The 19,136-nt window shown below is 42.5% G+C and carries 17 protein-coding genes and 2 riboswitches; all 17 genes read left to right on the top strand.

Features of this window, described 5'->3' with window-relative positions:
• The first annotated feature begins 79 nt into the window (after positions 1-79).
• A riboswitch (SAM riboswitch) is annotated at positions 80-194 on the top strand.
• Positions 195-326: 132 nt separating this feature from the next.
• Positions 327-1,355 (top strand): methionine ABC transporter ATP-binding protein, encoded by a 1,029-nt coding sequence (locus D9X91_RS05470; RefSeq protein WP_121679576.1) that lies wholly within the window; start codon positions 327-329, stop codon positions 1,353-1,355.
• Positions 1,348-2,016 (top strand): methionine ABC transporter permease, encoded by a 669-nt coding sequence (locus D9X91_RS05465; RefSeq protein WP_121679575.1) that lies wholly within the window; start codon positions 1,348-1,350, stop codon positions 2,014-2,016. The genes D9X91_RS05470 and D9X91_RS05465 overlap by 8 nt, the downstream gene beginning before the upstream one ends.
• A gap of 35 nt (positions 2,017-2,051) precedes the next feature.
• Positions 2,052-2,873: a MetQ/NlpA family ABC transporter substrate-binding protein gene (locus tag D9X91_RS05460; protein ID WP_121679574.1), complete on the top strand. Its 822-nt coding sequence runs from the start codon at positions 2,052-2,054 to the stop codon at positions 2,871-2,873.
• A gap of 307 nt (positions 2,874-3,180) precedes the next feature.
• A complete protein-coding gene (locus D9X91_RS05455; protein ID WP_121679898.1) occupies positions 3,181-3,546 on the top strand; it encodes a carboxymuconolactone decarboxylase family protein in 366 nt (121 codons plus the stop codon).
• A 796-nt stretch (positions 3,547-4,342) separates the two neighbouring features.
• Entirely contained in the window at positions 4,343-5,128 is a 786-nt protein-coding gene (gene sufC, locus D9X91_RS05450) for a Fe-S cluster assembly ATPase SufC (RefSeq protein ID WP_121679573.1), read from the top strand.
• 17 nt (positions 5,129-5,145) lie between these two features.
• A complete protein-coding gene (gene sufD / locus D9X91_RS05445; RefSeq protein WP_121679572.1) occupies positions 5,146-6,456 on the top strand; it encodes a Fe-S cluster assembly protein SufD in 1,311 nt (436 codons plus the stop codon).
• The gene (locus D9X91_RS05440) at positions 6,456-7,685 is read left to right on the top strand and encodes a cysteine desulfurase (protein ID WP_121679571.1); all 1,230 of its coding nucleotides are present in this window, start codon (positions 6,456-6,458) and stop codon (positions 7,683-7,685) included. Before sufD ends, D9X91_RS05440 begins: the two co-directional genes overlap by 1 nt.
• On the top strand, positions 7,675-8,109 hold the full coding sequence (gene sufU / locus D9X91_RS05435; protein ID WP_121679570.1) for a Fe-S cluster assembly sulfur transfer protein SufU: 435 nt from the start codon (positions 7,675-7,677) through the stop codon (positions 8,107-8,109). The genes D9X91_RS05440 and sufU overlap by 11 nt, the downstream gene beginning before the upstream one ends.
• Positions 8,110-8,159: 50 nt before the next feature.
• Positions 8,160-9,557: a Fe-S cluster assembly protein SufB gene (gene sufB, locus D9X91_RS05430; RefSeq protein ID WP_121679569.1), complete on the top strand. Its 1,398-nt coding sequence runs from the start codon at positions 8,160-8,162 to the stop codon at positions 9,555-9,557.
• A gap of 592 nt (positions 9,558-10,149) precedes the next feature.
• Positions 10,150-10,995: a DUF72 domain-containing protein gene (locus tag D9X91_RS05425; RefSeq protein ID WP_121679568.1), complete on the top strand. Its 846-nt coding sequence runs from the start codon at positions 10,150-10,152 to the stop codon at positions 10,993-10,995.
• A gap of 19 nt (positions 10,996-11,014) precedes the next feature.
• Positions 11,015-11,839, top strand: coding sequence for a sulfite exporter TauE/SafE family protein (locus tag D9X91_RS05420; RefSeq protein WP_121679567.1), 825 nt, complete (start codon positions 11,015-11,017; stop codon positions 11,837-11,839).
• 23 nt (positions 11,840-11,862) lie between these two features.
• Positions 11,863-13,221: a bifunctional metallophosphatase/5'-nucleotidase gene (locus tag D9X91_RS05415; protein ID WP_121679566.1), complete on the top strand. Its 1,359-nt coding sequence runs from the start codon at positions 11,863-11,865 to the stop codon at positions 13,219-13,221.
• 55 nt (positions 13,222-13,276) lie between these two features.
• Positions 13,277-13,579: a YunC family protein gene (locus D9X91_RS05410; RefSeq protein ID WP_121679897.1), complete on the top strand. Its 303-nt coding sequence runs from the start codon at positions 13,277-13,279 to the stop codon at positions 13,577-13,579.
• A 308-nt stretch (positions 13,580-13,887) separates the two neighbouring features.
• Entirely contained in the window at positions 13,888-14,994 is a 1,107-nt protein-coding gene (locus tag D9X91_RS05405) for an HD-GYP domain-containing protein (RefSeq protein ID WP_121679565.1), read from the top strand.
• A gap of 322 nt (positions 14,995-15,316) precedes the next feature.
• Positions 15,317-15,520: riboswitch (Lysine riboswitch) on the top strand.
• 115 nt (positions 15,521-15,635) lie between these two features.
• Positions 15,636-17,198 (top strand): Na+/H+ antiporter NhaC family protein, encoded by a 1,563-nt coding sequence (locus D9X91_RS05400; protein WP_121679564.1) that lies wholly within the window; start codon positions 15,636-15,638, stop codon positions 17,196-17,198.
• A gap of 258 nt (positions 17,199-17,456) precedes the next feature.
• The gene (locus tag D9X91_RS05395) at positions 17,457-18,971 is read left to right on the top strand and encodes a sodium-dependent transporter (protein WP_121679563.1); all 1,515 of its coding nucleotides are present in this window, start codon (positions 17,457-17,459) and stop codon (positions 18,969-18,971) included.
• Positions 18,971-19,084: a methionine/alanine import family NSS transporter small subunit gene (locus tag D9X91_RS05390; protein ID WP_121679562.1), complete on the top strand. Its 114-nt coding sequence runs from the start codon at positions 18,971-18,973 to the stop codon at positions 19,082-19,084. The genes D9X91_RS05395 and D9X91_RS05390 overlap by 1 nt, the downstream gene beginning before the upstream one ends.
• Positions 19,085-19,136: the final 52 nt, after the last annotated feature.

Genomic DNA, 19,136 nt, shown 5'->3' with positions numbered 1-19,136 from the left:
ACACGAATATTACCGCATGTTAAAATCACAAACATGAATTAACATTCGAAATACTTTTAATAATTTAATAGATTTCATGCTCTTATCAAGAGAGGTGGAGGGATGTGCCCTATGAAACCCGGCAACCATCAATGGTGTTTATCTGTTGAAGTGGTGCCAATTCACACAAAGTGCTGAGCTTTGGCAGATGAGAGAAAGGATTATACATAGTTAATGCCTTTCTGCTTGTGTGCAGAAAGGCATTTTTTATTTTCCTGGAATAATGATTGTTTTTCTATTAAATCCCTATTATAACGATAAGTTTAGTAAGGAAGCGGGTGGTTCATGTGATTAATATTCAAAATGTTAAAAAGATTTTTCATACACAATCAGGTAATGTTACGGCACTGGACAATATCAATATCAAAATAGAAAAAGGTGAGATATTCGGTGTCATTGGGTATAGCGGTGCAGGTAAAAGTACACTCATTCGATTGCTCAATGGGCTGGAGAGGCCGACAAAAGGTAAGGTGGAGGTTGCCGGACAGGAAGTATCGAGCATCAAGGGCAACCAATTGAGGAAAGTCAGACAGGATATCAGTATGATATTCCAGCATTTCAACTTGCTTTGGTCAAGGACGGTCCGTGAAAATATTGCCTTTCCGCTGGAGATAGCCGGTGTGCCAAAATCCAAAAGACTGCAAAGGGTAGATGAACTCATTAAATTGGTCGGTCTGGAGGGGAAGGAACAGGCTTATCCTTCCCAATTGAGCGGAGGCCAGAAGCAAAGGGTGGGGATTGCAAGGGCGCTTGCCAATGATCCTGAAGTATTGCTCTGTGATGAAGCGACTTCAGCCCTTGATCCGCAAACCACCGATTCCATTCTTGATCTATTGGTCGATATCAATAATAGGCTGGGGCTGACAATAGTGCTGATTACGCATGAAATGCATGTCATCCGGAAAATCTGCCAACGGGTTGCAGTGATGGAGAATGGTACTGTCGTGGAATCAGGGAAGGTACTGGATGTATTTCGATATCCACAACAAGAAATTACGAAGCGATTTGTCCAGCAAGTAACCGACCAGAGCGACATGAAAGAAACAATCGACATACTGATGGAGCAGCAAAGGGGAGGGAAAATCGTCAAATTGACCTTTGTCGGCGAAAGCACCGAGCAGCCGATCATAACGTCACTCATCCGTGACCACGATGTTTCCATCAACATCCTGCAAGGGAAGATATCGCCGACACAAAACGGATCGTATGGCACATTGTTTGTTGGAATACAAGGGAATGACAATACTGTCGAGAAGGCGATTTCTTATTTAAGCAAACAAAAAGTCGATGTGGAGGTGTTATCCAAAGATGATTGAAAAATTACTGCCGAATGTAGAATGGGATCGTATGTGGGAAGCAACGGGACAGACTCTCTATATGACCGGATACTCCGTACTATTTACTTTCTTCCTTGGAATCGCATTAGGGTTGCTATTATTTCTTACATCCAAGGGAGGGTTATGGGAAAACCGAATGGTAAACAGTATTACAGCAGCGATCGTGAACGTTTTTCGTTCCATTCCTTTCATTATATTGATTGTCTTACTGATTCCTTTTACAAAGGCATTGATCGGGACAATCATCGGCGAAGATGCTGCATTACCTGCTCTGATTGTAGGTGCAGCCCCATTTTATGCAAGAATGGTCGAGCTCTCACTCAGGGAAATAGATAAAGGAGTAATCGAGGCTGCTAAATCGATGGGGGCAAAAACGAGCACCATCATCTTCAAGGTGTTGCTTGCCGAGTCGAAGCCTGCCTTAGTTTCAGGAATCACAGTTACTTCAATCGCATTGGTTGGATACACTGCGATGGCCGGGGTGATCGGGGCAGGTGGTTTAGGAAACCTTGCCTACCTTGATGGATTTCAAAGGAGCCGGGAAGATGTCACGGTTATGGCAACGATCATTATTTTATTAATTGTTTTTGTCATCCAATTCTTTGGGGATTACATCGCATCCAAATTAGATAAAAGATAAGTCATAAAAGTTCGAAATAATAAGGAGGAAACATAATGAAGAAAGTCACACTATTGATCATTTCGACAGTCATCGCATTAGCGTTGGCGGCCTGCGGAAATAAAGAAGGAAAAGGGGATGGGAACGAGCTCGTTGTCGGAGCGTCGAATGTGCCCCACGCCCAGATTTTAGAAAAAGCAAAGCCGATTTTAAAGAAAAAAGGCATCAATCTAAAAATCGTGAAATATCAAGATTACATTTTGCCGAATAAGGCATTGGATTCCGGCGACCTGGATGCCAATTATTTTCAGCATATTCCATACTTAAAGGACCAAATGAAAGAGAATGGATATAAATTTGCTAATGCGGGCGGCATTCACATTGAGCCGATTGGTGTATACTCCAAGAAATATAAGTCACTTGATGACCTTCCGGATGGTGCAAAGATCCTGATGAGCAACTCTGTCGCAGATCATGGCCGCATTCTGGCTATGCTGGAGAAGAAGGGCCTCATCAAATTAAAGCCTGGTGTGGATAAGGTAAAAGCAACCGTAAAGGATATTGCAGAAAATCCGAAGCATTTGAAGTTTGACTCACAATACGAAGCGTCCTTCCTGCCGCAGGCATATAAAAATGGAGAGGGGGATGCGGTTCTCATCAATTCCAATTATGCGATCGATGTAGGATTGGATCCAACGAAGGATGCAATTGCACTAGAAGATAAAGACTCTCCTTATGTAAATGTCATTGCGGTCCGTAAAGGTGATGAAAACAAAAAAGACATCAAGACACTGGTAAACGTCCTGCACTCCAAGGAAATCCAAGATTACATCTTAAAAGAATGGCATGGTGCAGTTGTGCCTGTATCTGGACAATAAAAAGAAGTTTTACTCTAAGGTTGTTTGTCGTTTAAAAGTTTTTCCTGCAAGTAATTCATTACTTGATGTTGATTAGAGCGGAAGGTTCCAGACTCTGGACGGATTAACGGACAAGGTGAGGCCCTTGGAAAGCGAGCATCCTGCCGCGCGAATCAACCTTGCACAACCAAATGAATAGAAACCAAACACAATAAAGCAGAAAGCGCATCGAGGCATACCGATGCGCTTTTTCACGCTCCATAATGAATACTCTTCATGCAAAAGCTTCATACTATCGTTGAATACTTTCGAAATGGAGCTGACAGATATGGATATGCAATCCCGTAATTCCACTGAAACCGCACTTCATAACTATAAAGCAGGATTGGGTGTATTCACCGAGAAAATGCCTGACTTGGCGCAGACGTATAATGCTTTTACACAGGAATGCTTCAAGGAAGGGACGCTGACGAAAAAAGATAAACAGTTGATTGCATTGGGAATCAGCCTTTACTCCCAAGATGAATATTGCATTATTTATCACACAAAAGGCTGCTTGGATGAAGGGTGCTCAGAGCAGGAAATATTGGAAGCAATCGGTGTGACTGCGGCATTCGGCGGAGGAGCGGCAATGAGCCAAGCTGTTACGCTTGTCCAGGAAGCCATGACGGAATTGAATCAGCTTAAACAATAAACATAAGGGGCAGTTAATATATGTTTGGTCATATATGGACTGCCTTTTTCTTGTTTTTGGGCAGTCATCTCCGGAAGGTCACCGCCTGACCTCGGAAAGAGAGGACCTGCCGCGGAAATCAATCTTACACAACCTTTAATGAATAGCAACCTTTACGAAAATAGCGTTGCGAAAAGAGCTTTATGAAAAATGTACATGTCAGGAATATGGAGGAATTTCTTTCGATTTTGAGTAAACAGCATATGTAATTATTGGAATCATGTTTTGTTCCTGCTGAAACGGTTATATAGAGTAATGAAGGTTTTGTCGTAATCACAATTCATTGCTACAATGAAAAAGTAAAAAAATTGAAAGGATTGATTCCAGATTAACTCTCTTAATATGGAGTACACAAACGAAATGGAAAAGGCTATGCAAAGTTCTCATGGAGTAGGATATGAAGTGTACAAACGAAAGCATGATGTAAGGATGCAAGTAGAGAAAAGAAGAGAGAATGATTACCGTGAAAGCAGAAGAATGATTGCAGACATTGATCGTAAAGTTCATGCTAATATATAATAAGGAAGTAATAAGTAAAAACCAGTGAAATTTCACTGGTTTTTTTCTGTTGAATACATCACATCAATTGATTAAATATAGAGAAAACTAATGAGCATTGAAACAGGTGATTATTCCCTTTTGGGGATATGGTGAAAGAGTTGCTATCACTTTTCATTTGTTATAAGATTGTAATGAGAATAAATTGAGAATAAGCACTCAAAAATCATTATTTTTTTACGATAACGGAGGTATAAACATGGCAGCTTCAACTTTAACGATTAAAGACCTTCATGTAGAAATTGAAGGAAAAGAAATATTGAAAGGTGTAAACCTTGAGATAAAGGGTGGAGAAATCCATGCGATCATGGGTCCAAATGGTACAGGTAAATCTACATTATCTTCTGCTATCATGGGTCATCCAAAGTATGAAGTAACAAAAGGCAGCATTACACTTGATGGAAAAGACGTCCTTGAGATGGAAGTCGATGAGCGTGCACGTGCCGGGCTATTCTTGGCGATGCAATACCCAAGCGAAATCAGCGGTGTAACGAATGCCGATTTCATGCGCTCTGCAATGAACAGCCGCAGAGAAGAAGGAGACGAAGTTTCATTGATGAAATTCATCCGTAAAATGGATGAAAAAATGGATTTCCTTGAAATGGATCAAGATATGGCACAGCGCTACTTGAATGAGGGCTTCTCCGGCGGGGAGAAAAAGCGTAATGAAATCCTTCAATTGATGATGCTTGAGCCAAGCATTGCCATCTTGGATGAAATTGATTCAGGTCTTGATATTGATGCGCTTAAAGTAGTTTCTAAAGGAATCAATGAGATGCGCAGCTCAGATTTTGGCTGCTTGATCATCACTCACTATCAGCGCCTTCTTAACTACATTACACCTGACCGTGTACACGTAATGATGCAAGGACGCGTCGTGAAATCCGGTGGACCAGAATTGGCACAGCGTCTAGAAGCAGAGGGTTACGACTGGATTAAACACGAGTTGGGTATTGAAGACGAAACTGTTGGTCAAGAAGCGTAAGCGTTAGGGGGATAAAAATGACTGTAGAAACGAAACTACCAGTAGATCAGGAGTACGTAAGCTCCTTTTCAAAGGAGCAAGGTGAACCTGCTTGGTTTACCACCCTGCGTACAGATGCATTGGAAAAAGCAAATGAACTGCCAATGCCAAAACCAGATAAAACGAAAATCGGCAAGTGGAATTTCACTCAATTTTCAAAGCACTCTGTGAATAGTGCTGCATATGCTTCATTGAATGACTTGCCTGAAGCAGCTAAATCATTGATTGATCTTGAGAGTGAAAGCAAAAACCTATATGTACAAAGAAATAATACACCATCCTATCTCTCACTGTCCGATGAGCTGAAAGGGCAAGGGGTCATTTTCACCGATATTATCACTGCACTGAAAGAAAACGGAGACCTTGTTCAAAAGTATTTCATGAAGGATGGCGTCAAGGTTGATGAACATAAATTGACTGCTCTACATGCTGCATTGGTTAATGGCGGTGCCTTCCTATACATCCCTAAGAATGTGGAAGTGAAAGAACCGATCCAAGCGGTATATGTTCATGATGATGCCGATGCTGCATTATTCAATCATGTTCTTGTAGTCGCAGATGATAACAGCAGCGTCACATACGTGGAAAACTATATTTCGACTGTCGAGGTGGAAGAAGGCATTGCCAACATCGTGACAGAAGTGATCGCGAACACAAATGCTAAAGTTGCATATGGAGCTGTCGATAATCTTTCCAAGGGGGTCACCACGTATGTAAACCGCCGTGGTATTGCAGGACGGGATGCCCGAATTGACTGGGCGCTTGGCTTGATGAACGACGGAAATACGGTATCCGAAAATACAACTAATCTAATCGGCGATGGTTCTTACGGCGATACGAAGACAGTTGTAGTGGGAAGAGGAAGCCAGACACAAAACTTCACTACCAAGGTTGTCCACTTTGGAAAACATTCAGAAGGTTATATCCTTAAACATGGTGTATCCAAGGACTCAGCAACGTCCATTTTCAATGGAATCGGAAAAATCGAACATGGTGCATCAAAAGCTAACGCAGAGCAGGAATCACGTGTCTTGATGCTGAGCGAAAAAGCTCGCGGGGATGCGAATCCAATTCTATTGATTGACGAAGATGATGTTACAGCTGGGCATGCCGCTTCTGTAGGAAGAGTAGACCCTGTTCAATTGTACTATCTAATGAGCCGCGGAATATCCCGAGCGGAAGCTGAACGTCTTGTCATCCATGGCTTCTTGGCTCCGGTTGTCAATCAATTGCCGATTGAGGGAGTCAAGAAACAGCTTGTTGAGGTCATTGAAAGGAAAGTAAACTGATGAATGCCAAAGAGATTCGTAAATTATTTCCGATTCTCGATCAGGAAGTCAATGGGCATCCGCTTGTTTATTTAGATAGTGCAGCGACTTCTCAAAAACCGCTTCCGGTAATTGAGGCTATCGACAAATATTACAGAGGCTATAACTCAAACGTGCATAGAGGGGTTCACACATTGGGCACCAGAGCAACAGATGGATATGAAGGAGCACGTGAAAAGGTCCGGAAATTCATCAACGCTTCTTCTACTGAAGAAGTGGTTTTCACAAGAGGGACGACAACATCAATCAATACGATCGCTGCCAGCTATGGGCGTGGAAATGTTTGTGAAGGTGATGAAATCGTCATCTCCTACATGGAGCATCACAGCAATATCATTCCATGGCAGCAGCTTGCCAAGCAAACAGGTGCAACGTTGAAATACGTACCGCTTCAGGAAGATGGAACGATTTCGTCGGAGGATGTAAAAGAAACAGTAACAGCAAATACGAAAATTGTTTCGATCATGCAGGTTTCAAATGTCCTTGGAACGATGAATCCGATTAAAGAAATCGCGGCAATTGCCCATCAAAATGGTGCAGTGATGGTCGTCGACGGTGCCCAAAGTGCTCCACATATGAAAGTGGATGTACAGGATTTGGGCTGTGACTTCTTTGCGTTTTCAGGTCATAAGATGGGTGGACCGACTGGGATCGGAGTCATGTACGGTAAGAAGCACCACCTTGAAAAAATGGAGCCGATAGAATTTGGTGGAGAGATGATCGATTTCGTCGGCCTGCAAGAGTCCACTTGGAAGGAGCTTCCTTGGAAGTTCGAAGGCGGAACGCCGATTATCGCAGGTGCGATTGGTCTTGGAGCTGCCATCGATTTTCTGGAAGATATCGGACTGGATGAAATAGAAAAGCATGAACATAAGCTCGCGGCATATGCTCTTGATCAAATGTCCCAAATCGAGGGAATGACGATTTACGGTCCGAAAGATCCTCAAAATCGTGCAGGATTGATTACGTTCAATTTGGATGATGTCCATCCACATGATGTAGCGACCGTACTGGATGCAGAAGGAATTGCCGTCCGGGCGGGCCACCACTGCGCACAGCCGTTGATGAAATGGCTTAACGTTTCTGCTACAGCACGTGCGAGCTTCTATCTATATAACACGGAAGAAGATATTGACAGTCTTGTAAAAGGACTGGTCAAAACAAAGGAGTACTTCAGCGATGTCTTTTAATAACTTAGATACTCTCTATCGACAAGTCATAATGGATCATTATAAAAATCCTAGAAATAAAGGCAATCTTGAAGAAGGAAGCCTTACTGTGGATATGAACAATCCTACTTGCGGCGACAGAATCCATTTAACCATGAAAGTGGAGGATGGCAAGGTGGTCGATGCCAAGTTTGATGGTGAAGGATGTTCAATTTCCATGGCATCTGCATCCATGATGACGCAAGCAATTAAAGGGAAAGATGTAGAAACCGCCTTTAAAATGGCAAATATCTTCTCTGACATCATGCAGGGCAAGGATTATGATGAGGATATCGATTTAGGGGATATTGAGGCTCTTCAAGGTGTTTCGAAGTTTCCGGCGCGCATCAAATGCGCGACGCTTGCTTGGAAAGCAATGGAGAAAGGTCTGAAGGAGAACGAATAAAGGAACATCTAGGAAAAAGATAAATATACTCTTGAATGGAGGAATGATTCATGGCTAAGAAAGCGCCAGAAATCGGGGATTACAAGTATGGATTTCACGACAAAGACGTATCTGTTTTCCGTTCAAAACGCGGATTGACCCGTGAAATTGTCGAGGAAATCTCCCGAATGAAAGATGAGCCAAAATGGATGCTCGATTTCCGTTTGAAATCATTGGAGCATTTCTATAATATGTCCATGCCGCAATGGGGCGGGGACCTTTCTGCTTTAAAATTTGATGAAATCACTTATTATGTGAAGCCTTCCGAACGTTCAGAACGTTCTTGGGATGAAGTGCCGGAAGAAATTAAACAAACGTTTGATAAGTTGGGCATTCCTGAGGCTGAACAAAAATATCTTGCCGGTGTTTCTGCACAATATGAATCCGAGGTTGTCTACCACAACATGAAGGAAGATCTTGAATCGCTGGGGATCGTATTCAAAGACACGGATACGGCATTAAAGGAAAATGAAGATATTTTCCGTGAGCATTGGGCGAAAGTAATACCACCGACAGATAACAAATTTGCTGCCCTAAATTCCGCAGTATGGTCAGGTGGATCTTTCATCTATGTTCCGCCTGGTGTTAAAGTGGATACTCCGCTGCAGGCATATTTCCGCATCAACTCTGAGAATATGGGACAATTCGAACGTACGCTCATCATCGTGGATGAAGGCGCACACGTTCACTATGTAGAGGGCTGTACAGCTCCTGTTTATACGACAAATTCCCTTCACTCAGCAGTTGTTGAAATCATCATTAAGAAGGATGCTTACTGCCGTTATACGACTATTCAAAACTGGGCGAACAACGTGTTCAACCTGGTGACAAAGCGTGCAGTATGTGAAGCGAATGCAACAATGGAATGGATCGATGGAAACATCGGCTCGAAACTGACAATGAAATACCCAGCCGTCATCCTTAAAGGTGAAGGAGCACGCGGTATGACATTATCCATTGCATTGGCTGGAAAAGGCCAGCATCAAGACGCTGGTGCGAAAATGATCCATTTAGCGCCGAATACTTCCTCAACGATCGTTTCGAAATCCATTTCGAAGCAGGGCGGGAAGGTAACATATCGTGGAATCGTACACTTTGGCCGCAAAGCTGAAGGAGCACGTTCCAATATCGAGTGTGATACACTCATCATGGATAATCAGTCGACTTCAGATACAATTCCATATAATGAAATCTTGAATGACAATATTTCATTGGAACACGAAGCGAAAGTTTCCAAAGTTTCAGAAGAGCAGCTTTTCTATCTAATGAGCCGTGGGGTTTCGGAAGAAGAAGCAACTGAAATGATCGTAATGGGCTTCATTGAACCATTCACGAAGGAACTGCCAATGGAATATGCCGTTGAAATGAACCGTTTGATCAAGTTCGAAATGGAAGGTTCCATCGGTTAATCATATTTATTTAGAACATGCACCGCTGATATCGCGGTGCATGTTTTTATTTTTGACCTCCAATGACAGCGGTTAAGATGCAGGGGTAATTGAGAATATTGTGATAAAATATAATAAGCTTTAAAGAAAGCTTTTTTCTCAAACAACGTTCTTATCATCTTTTATTAAGGCTGTCTTCTCAAAGGTTGTCGTTTTAACTGTTTTTAGAATAACTCATCATATGATGTTGATTGGAGCGGAAGGTGCGAGACTCCGGAGGGATCGGCGGACCGGGTGAGACCCCGCAGCGAAGCTAGGAGAGGTAAGGCGGATGTTCGATTAAGTTCGGGACGTCCTCGAAGAATGTCAAGCATTTTTCTTCGTGCGAAGTGTCGCTGCACAAGTGTTCCTTGTCCTGTGCCAACATCGAACGACCTCGTGCGAGGCCCCTCGGAAAGCGAGCGTCCTGCAGTGGAAATCAACCATCCTCAACATTAAATTAATAGAAATAATCTTTACGATAAGAGCCTTAAGAAAAAACTTCACCATTTTTGAAAAGAAAGTCATGATAAGTCCGTGAAAACATTCCATATAAGTTGCGAGGTGGCTGTCATTGATTTATGTTGGTGTAACAGGATGGGGGGATCATGACTCCCTTTACACGCATTTAAGCTCAAAAAAAGATAAATTAAAGGAGTATGGAGGCCATTTTCCGATCGTGGAAGTGGATGCAAGCTTCTATGCTGTCCAGCCATTGGCCAATGTGAAGAAATGGGTGAGGGACACGCCTTCAGCGTTTCAATTTATAGTGAAGGCCTATCAAGGAATGACAGGGCATCAGAGAGGGGAAATCCCTTTTACAACCAGGGAAGAAATGTTCTCCGCTTTTCGGGACTCCATTCTACCATTTAAGGAACATGGCAAATTAGCCATGATTTTGTTCCAGTTCCCGCCTTGGTTCGACTGCAATAAGGAAAATGTCGATTATATAAGATATTGCCGTGCAGAGATGGGAGACCTGCCGCTAGCGCTTGAATTCAGGAATCAATCCTGGTTTCGTCCTGAATACTTAGATAAAACGATTTCCTTCATGCAGAAGGAAGGGTGGATCCATAGTGTGTGCGATGAACCGCAGGCAGGGGAGGGATCTGTTCCAGCCATTCTTCAAGCGACCGATCGGGATAAAACCCTCTTAAGGCTTCACGGAAGGAATATACATGGATGGAATAAACCAAACGGTGGTGACTGGCGGGAAGTAAGATACTTATATCGATACAACGAAGAAGAGTTGAGGCAAATAAAATCATATGTCGAAAAGCTCTCGGGGCAGTCCAGTGACATCTATGTCCTCTTTAATAATAACTCAGGCGGGGATGCAGCGGATAACGCGAAACAATTCATTGATATGATGGGATTGGACTATGAAGGACTAGCCCCGAGACAGCTGGATTTATTTTAATGCAATAGGGGAGTCTACTATGGAATGGATAGTATTATTGGTAATAGGCTTGTGTGCAGGTACATTGGGGTCATTGGTTGGACTTGGCGGGGGAATCATCATTGTTCCCGGTCTGTTATATATTGGAGCGTTTACATCCCAGGGACAAGAGATGACACCGCAGCTCGCTGTCGGCACCTCACTCATTGTGATGATCTTTACAGGGCTGTCTTCGACCCTCTCATATATGAAGCACAAAACGATTGATTACAAGAGTGGTTTGCTATTTTTCCTGGGAAGCGGACCTGGCGGGATAGCTGGTGCTTGGATGAACAAGGGTTTGAAGATGGAAGAGTTCAATATTTATTTTGGGATATTCATGATTATTGTTGCGATCATCCTAATGGTGAAAAAATATTTAAAGCCGATTTCACATTCCCCAAAGTATAGCAGTAAACGGACGTTCATTGACCCTCAGGGGATTGAATATACATATGGCTACCACCCTGCTCTGGGGATTCTCATCAGTTTTGTCGTAGGATTTTGTTCAGGGTTATTTGGGATCGGCGGTGGCTCTCTGATGGTACCTGCCATGATTTTGCTATTTCTGTTTCCAGCCCATGTTGCGACAGCCACCTCCATGTTCATCATTTTTTTATCATCCATTGTGAGCTCGAGCGTTCATGCTGCCTTAGGAAATGTGGATTGGCTCTATGCAGGGGTATTAATCCCTGGGGCATGGTTTGGGGCGAAGGCAGGCGTTTATTTAAATACAAAGCTTCCTTCCAAAACATTGGTGAATATTTTGCGGGTCGTCATCATCATCGTCGGTGTCAAATTAATATATGAGGGCATAAGCGGATAATTGGAATTCAATGAGGTGCTGCTATGAAGGAGAAAATACATATTTATCACACCAATGACATTCATAGTCATCTGGAAAATTGGAGTGGGATAAAGGAATTTTTAAGTAAGAAAAGATGCAAGCATGAATATGAAAATGAAGCTTTTTTATTGTTTGATATCGGTGATTTTGCGGACAGATGGCATCCTTTGACGGAAGCGACGATGGGCAAGGGCAATATCGATCTGCTCAATGAGGCAAAATATACTGCAGCGACGATCGGCAATAATGAAGGCATCACGCTGCCTTTCGACGAATTGGATCAATTATATGAGGAAGCGGCGTTTGACGTAATCCTTGCCAATCTGTTCTATCGAAATGGAACAAGGCCAGATTGGGCTGTACCGCACAAAGTATATGAAACGGCAGCTGGCACAAAAATCGGAGTAACCGGGGTCACCGCCTATTTTCATAAGATTTATGAGATACTTGGCTGGGATTTGCAAGAACCTTTTGAGGTTTTGCGAGATCAAATTAAAGAATTGAAAAAGCATTCAGATATAATCATTGTCCTTTCGCATTTGGGTATCCATCATGATGAGAAAATGGCGGAGGAGTTCAAGGAGATTGATATCATCCTTGGGGCGCACACCCATCATGTGCTTCAAGATGGAAAAATGGTCAACCAATCATTATTGGGTGCAGCAGGAAAATACGGTCAATATATTGGGTATGTGAACATAGAAGTGAATCTACGTTCTAAAGAAATTTCCAATAAAAAAGCGCGATTATTTGAAGAAAAAGAATGGAACCAATTACAAGACCAAAACCCATTTTGGGAGAGGGGCAAACATTTGCTCCAAGAACCAGTCACGGTATTGGATAGTGTCATTGGTGCTGACTGGTTTCAATTTTCACCATTACCGCAGCTCCTTTGTAATGCCCTGCATGAATGGTGTAAAGCAGATTGCGCATTCCTCAATGCTGGCCTCGTTTTGAAAGGCTTAGAGGAAGGAATCGTGACCAAGTACAATTTGCTGGAAACTCTGCCGCATCCTATTAATCCATGCATCATAACTTTGACAGGCAGTGATTTGAAAGAGGTCATTCAACAGTCCTTTTCTACAGAACTTGCTGAAACAACCGTAAAGGGCCTTGGCTTTAGGGGGAAACAGATGGGGATTTTCCACTATTCCGGGATAACCTTCGATGAAAGTCGGGAAATCACCCATATAAACGGACAAATATTCAATGAAGGGGAGACATATCATTTGGCTACAGTTGATATGTTTACGTTTGGACGGTTCTTTCCGAAGATTTATGATGCTGCAGAAAAACAGTATTTACTTCCCGAATTTCTAAGGGATATACTTGAGTATGAACTAAAGAAACAGAAGAGGTAAGGCACATTCTCCCTGCTCCATTCATACTAATGATTATGAAAGGAGCAGATGAATGATGGTATCCTTAACTCCTGTAGAAATTGAGGGCTTCACATTTTTAGCCATAGCGGTCGAACTGCCTAAGACAACCTTGCTTGTCGTATCAAGTGAGCGAGGATACATCATGTGCGGAGCACTTGATGTAGGATTGCTGAATGAAAAATTGAAAGACCGGAGGATCATTGCTGGAAGAGCAGTAGGCGTCAAGACGATCGATCAGCTCCTGGAAGCCCCTCTGGAATCCGTCACGATCGAAGCTGAAGCGATGGGGATTACCAAAGGAACGATCGGAAGAGATGCTTTGCTCATGATGTTATAAAAGGTATTTTCTAAACAATTCATTATATGATTTGAATGGAGCGGAAGATGCGTGGTACCGAAGGGAGCAGCCGGTCAGATGAGCCCCCGCAACGCAGCGATGAGGTTCACCTGACCGCAGTTTGGAAAGCGGGCATCCTGCAGCTCAAAACCGCAAAGGTTGCTGGAAAAGAAAAGTGCTCCTAGAAGTTTTAGAAAATTTAGTCCATTTACATCTTGCAAAAAACGAGATATTTTTTATAATGGTAGTACTAGAAAAAAATGTCGAAATAAGAAACATTTACATATTATGTGGATTAGGAGAATCTTATGAGACTCATTTCAACGAGGTCACTAAATCCTGGGATGATATTGGCGAGTGCCGTTTATAATCAAAAGGGACAAGTACTGCTGCATGAAAATGTCGAATTAAAAGCAGGATTGATTAATCGACTAATGGAATTGGACGTAAAATATGTATACATAGAAGATCCGCTGTCAAATGGAATCGAAGTGAAAGATTCTGTTTCATTAGAGTTGCGTCAAAAAGCGATTCAAACAGTAGAATCGACGTTTTATGGACTTAAAAGCCAGAGTCTTTCCGAAAAGAGTTTCCTGCTTGATAAAAACTCCAGGCTGTTTAAAGACATAATTTCAAATTTATTGGAAGAAATCAAAAACAATAAAGATCTATTGACCATTTTAACCGATGTATTTACATATGATTCTTATATCTTTCATCACTCCTTTAATGTGACACTCTATACACTGGCAGTTGGAATGGAACTTGGCCTTACACAGCAGAAGCTTGAAACGCTTGGACTAGGTGCGATCCTTCATGATGTTGGAAAGATGATGATACCGGAAGAAATATTATTGAAGCCAGGTAAACTGACGGAATTTGAGTTTGAAAAGGTCAAAAAACATGCGGACTTCGGATTTGATATATTAAGACAGCTCCATACGGTTCCGTTGATTGTGGCCCATTGTGCATTTCAGCATCATGAACGACTCGATGGATCTGGATACCCAAGGGGCATCAAGGGCAATGATATGCATGAATATGCTAAAATCATTGCTGTTGCAGACGTTTTCGACGCGGTAACATCAAATCGGGTGTATCGAGGTGCGATGCTCCCTCATGAAGGACTTGAGGTGCTTTATGCAGGGGCGGGCACACTTTATGATACAGCGGTGGTGGATGCATTCAGAAGATCTGTAGCTATCTATCCGACCGGAATGACAGTGGTCCTGAACGATGGCAGGAAAGGAATCGTTGCTTCCCAAAATGCCGGTCTTACTGAAAGGCCGATTGTCCGGATCATCGAGGAAGAAGGTTCTCAACTAACAAAGCCATATGAAGTTGATTTGAAGGTCAACCTTGACCTTGTAATCCAGGACTGTGAAGTCGATCTTAAAGATCCAGTCTATAAATAAGGCTCTTTTCTCAAATAATTTTGTTTTTAACAGTTTTTCTTTAAAATAACTTATCATATGAAGTTGAGTGGAGCGGAAAGTGCGAGATCCCTCGGAAAGCGAGCATCCTGCAGCGGAACAACAAACTTTACGAAAAGATCCATAAATAAACACCAAAAAATCCCCTTTTTCAATAAAAAAGGGGATTTTTTATTGAGCATGGCCTTTATGACCTATGCTTTTACAAAACCATTCCACAAAAAACCTTAAGAAAAATCCTTGTCAAACAATGAATATGCTGATATATTTATATGGACATTTTAATATTAACCTTATCAAAATCCGATGGGGTAGAGGTGCAGGGTTCAAGAGTATGCTGTCTTGAGGATGACAACAGTGAAAGCAGCAGAAAGGGAATTTTGCCGAAGTAAAATCAATGAGTCGACATTGTTTTTACTGGGGTTGCCTTTAATAAGGGCAGCACTGTCATTATGGGGAAAAACAGTTGGCACCGGGCCAATCCTCATAATGGGGAGCTACAGATCGTGATGGAGAAACTGCGACATTACAAAGGGTAATGATAGTTCTCTATCGTTGCCTTTTTTTTATTGCGCTCTGTCATGTCACGTATCCCCTTGTCAACATGAGAGGAGAAAGACAAAATGGAAAACACGATTTACTCGCTGGTACCGCCATTATTGGCCATTATCATGGTCATCGCAACAAGGAGGGTGCTGCTTTCGCTTGGAGCAGGCATCATCGCTGCAGGATTCATTCTAGGGGAGTTTCACGTAGGGAAATCCCTGAATTTCATTTGGCAGTCAATAAAAGATATTTTTGTCGCAGATGGTGAATTGAACACTTGGAACGTATTCATACTTATTTTTCTATTATTGCTGGGAATCATTACGGCATTCATTAATATTTCAGGAGGCAGCCGCGCATTTGGGGACTGGGCGATGAAAAGAGTCAAGACACGGGCCGGAGCACAAGTATTAGCGGCTATTCTTGGCATTATCATTTTTATCGACGATTATTTCAATGCATTGGCAGTCGGCCAAGTATCAAGGCCAATTACAGATAGACAGCGTGTCTCAAGGGCCAAGCTTGCCTATATTATCGATTCGACATCTGCGCCAGTCTGCGTAGTATCACCGATTTCAAGCTGGGGAGCATATATCATTGGCTTGATCGGGACTATTTTGACTGCACACGGTGTAAAGGAATATTCAGCATTTTCAGCCTTTTTAAGAATCATTCCAATGAATTTGTATGTATGGAGTGCCTTGGCGCTTGTGTTTATTGTAGCAGTCAAAGGGTTCGATTTCGGAAGTATGAAAAAGCACGAAGACCATGCAATGAGAACAGGTGAAGTATTCGATCCAACCAAGACGGCACCAGGTGAACTGAAAGAAGAACTTCCTGTCAGCGAGAAAGGTACTGTCGGGGATCTAATCTGGCCGATCGTCGGTTTGGTATTCGGGACAGTTGCTGCGATGCTCTGGACCGGTGCACAGGCAGCGGAAGGATCTGCCACCCTTTTCAACATCTTTGAAAATACGGATGTCTCCAAGTCCCTTGTATACGGCGGCCTGATTGGGTTGGCTGTTGCTGTCATCTTGTTCTTCAGACAAAGTGCAATGTTAAAGGCGATTGACGGGAAGGTATTTTTCACAGGTGTGTGGGAAGGGATCAAATCCATGCTTCCTGCGGTATATATATTGATTTTTGCTTGGGCGATCGTTTCATTAATCGATCAGCTGCAAACTGGGGCCTTTTTGGCTGAAATCGTTCAACAATCAAATTTGAATGTTTCTTTGCTGCCTTTCATCCTATTCGTGGTAGCAGGCATCATGGCTTTTTCAACCGGGACTTCTTGGGGATCATTTGGAATTTTATTGCCGATCGCGGGGGATATCACGGCTTCGACCGATATCAGCATGATCTTGCCAGCAATGGCGGCTGTGTTGGCCGGGTCCGTCTTTGGGGATCATTGTTCACCAATTTCCGATACAACCATTTTGTCCTCTACTGGAGCAGGCAGCAATCATATTGACCATGTGATGACCCAGCTTCCGTATGCATTGACAGCTGCTGCCATTGCAGCAGTCGGCTACATTATCATAGGATTTACTGGAAGCACAATTTTAGCGCTAGGAACCGTCTTGGTCCTGTTAATTATTTTTGTGTTTACAGTTGGAAAGCTTTCCAAGAAAACTGCATGAAACAAGGTCCCTTATTGGGGCCTTTTTATTATGGCGATAAAAGTAAAAAATGAGTTCTTTAGTATGCTAATGAGATAAACATTGGATTTGTAGCATAGGATGAGTTATATTAAGAAAATTTTAAATACTTCAAATATTGCTTTGACAACTGTCCAAAATGTGGCTATACTAATTTTAGATTATAAATAATAATCAGAAAATATAAAAACTTCCAACTCTTCAGGTCTTGAGTCGGATGTGTATTCAGGGGGGATATGTATGGATAATCGTCCACAGTGGGGGACAAGGGCCGGATTCGTTCTTGCAGCGATCGGGTCGGCGGTCGGTTTAGGGAATATTTGGCGCTTTCCAGGCACAGCATATGACAATGGTGGAGGGGCTTTCTTCCTGCCATATTTATTTGCACTTTTGACAGCAGGGATTCCAATTCTGATTATGGAATTTACGATCGGTCATAAAAATAGAGGCTCTGCACCACTATCATATGCCCGCGTTAGAAGGGGAAGTGAATGGATGGGCTGGTGGCAGGTCATCATCGCATTTGTCATTTCTACTTATTATTCAGTTATCATTGCATGGGCAATGTCTTATTCTGTCTTTTCTTTCAACCTATCCTGGGGCAAAGGGAGCACGGTGGACTTTCTCGTTTCAGATTATTTAAAGGTTTCCAAAGCGGGTGAAATGGGAAGCTTGGTTCCTGGAGTCTTAATACCACTGATTATTACATGGGTCGTCACACTTGCGATTCTATTTGCAGGAGTGAAAAAGGGGATTGAAAAAGCGAACAAAATCATGATTCCTGCTCTTGTTATCTTATTTTTAATTATCGTTGTTCGCGCAGTAACATTACCTGGTGCTATCGATGGATTGAATGCGTTTTTCAAACCAAACTGGGATATGATTGCAAAACCGCAGGTATGGGTCGCGGCATATGGGCAAATATTCTTCTCGCTTTCCATTGCCTTTGCCATCATGATCACATATTCAAGTTACCTGCCAAAAAAATCGGATATTACGAACAATGCCTTCATTACTGGATTTGCAAACTCCAGCGTCGAATTATTGGCTGGAATCGGCGTATTCGCTGCATTGGGCTTCATGGCCAATCAGCAGGGTGTTCCGGTGGATGAAGTGGTAAAAAGCGGTGTTATTTTAGCATTTGCAGTTTTCCCTGAAATCATTAACCAATTCCCGGCACTTAACGAATTATTCGGCTTTTTATTCTTCTTCTGCTTGGTGCTGGCCGGTCTTTCTTCATTAATTTCGATTGTTGAGACATTCATAGCAGGAGTGCAGGAAAAGTTCCAACTTTCCCGTAAAGCTTCTGTTGCTATCGGCGGTGGATTATCAGCATTGATTTCATTATTCTTTGCGACACAAGGCGGCTTGAACTTCCTTGATGTTACAGATGAATTCATCAATCAATTTGGCGTTGCGCTTGCAGGATTGTTTGAAGTTGTCTTCTTTGCTTGGTTTGTAAAGCAGCTCAACCCTTTGAAACAACATGCAGATGCAATTTCAGACATTCGTTTGGGTGCTTGGTGGAAGATTTGCCTTTCCATCATCACGCCGGTTGTCCTTGGCTATATGATGTATGGAAAATTAAAAGAACGTATCATTCATGGGTATGGAGATTATCCGGTTGACTTTGTATTCAATTTTGGTTGGACAGTCGCCATTGGTGCAATACTTGTAGCTGTTCTGCTATCAAGGAAATCTTGGCCGAAAAGCAAAATTGAATTATCGGCTTCTGATAAGGAGGTTTCAGGCTGATGGATGCTTCTGCAATCGTCATGATGATCGTCGGTATGGTAATCATTTGGGGCGGCTTGGGCGCCAGCATCGTACATGCGGTACGTAAAGCGAAAGCCTCCAAAACATCTTGAAATTAAAGATTGAAAGGGAATCCACTGAACGAAGTGGATTCCCTTTTTTAAA

The sequence above is a fragment of the Falsibacillus albus genome, from assembly GCF_003668575.1.
GTDB classification, from domain to species: Bacteria; Bacillota; Bacilli; order Bacillales; family DSM-25281; genus Falsibacillus; species Falsibacillus albus.
Note: the sequence above shows the minus strand (reverse complement) of the source record. Positions and strands in the feature narration are given on the sequence as shown.